An 813-nucleotide genomic window follows, 5' to 3' on the forward strand; every position below is an offset into this window, starting at 1 on the left:
TACATGAATCTCTGCCGTTGAATGTCCGTGATTGGGAGTGTCCTGAATGTAAGGCACACCATGATCGTGATACTAACGCAGCAATAAATATAAAAACCGTCGGGCTGGCGGGGTTAGTCTTAAATTAAGATAATTCTCAAACTTTGATAGGATTTAAGGTTTATTTTTGATATTCGTGGTTAATTATAATTTAATTGAAAAATAAAAAGGGAGATTTTATGAATAAATCACTAGTAAGCTTATTGGCTTTGTTTATTGTTGTAGGTTGTTCAAGTAAAACAGATAATTTATATGAATATAAAAGAGTTACAATGAAAACGATGCCCCAAGACATGCGAGTATTTGTCAAGAGAAATGAAAATAGGATGAAGGATCCAGGTAGCGTCCAATATAAAGATATGTTTATGTATTGGAAATTAGGTCATAAGCGCCAACCCGAGAGCACAGGCTATTGTGTTTTACGAAATGTAAAGAATGCGTTTGGAGGTTATACCGGATACCGTTGGGAATATCGTACTGACTTTGGATATGAAGGTATCGCAACACATGTCAAAGTTTGCAAACGAGGCCTATCTGAAATAGAGAAATCAGAACTCGAAAAGTAACCGATGGCTACTCTATCGAGTCACAGCTAAGTAAATAAAAACATTGCTCGTAAGATAATTATATTTGGTTCCAAGCTCTGAATGATGTAGATGTTGTGGTTTTGTGAATGGAGCCAATGAGCTTTATTGCATAACCACGTCAACTCTACACCTTTTATCAGAAAACGCCGTAAAACCTCTTCCTTTAGGTGGAGGATATAAGGCGATT

General features: G+C 36.3%; 2 protein-coding genes. Both read left to right on the forward strand.

Annotated features, from left to right (window positions below; genetic code table 11):
* The first annotated feature begins 17 nt into the window (after nt 1-17).
* Nucleotides 18-128, forward strand: a complete 111-nt coding sequence (locus ACM2FC_RS23515; RefSeq protein ID WP_498483458.1) for a zinc ribbon domain-containing protein — start codon at nt 18-20, stop codon at nt 126-128.
* 90 nt (nt 129-218) lie between these two features.
* Nucleotides 219-605, forward strand: coding sequence for a hypothetical protein (locus ACM2FC_RS23520; protein ID WP_498483457.1), 387 nt, complete (start codon nt 219-221; stop codon nt 603-605).
* Nucleotides 606-813: the final 208 nt, after the last annotated feature.

It is taken from the genome of Vibrio sp. A37, assembly GCF_059777565.1.

Excerpts from the sequence above, each read along its gene's own strand:
- ACM2FC_RS23520 (WP_498483457.1), top strand. The coding sequence starts at position 219 with ATGAATAAATCACTAGTAAGCTTATTGGCTTTGTTTATTGTTGTAGGT.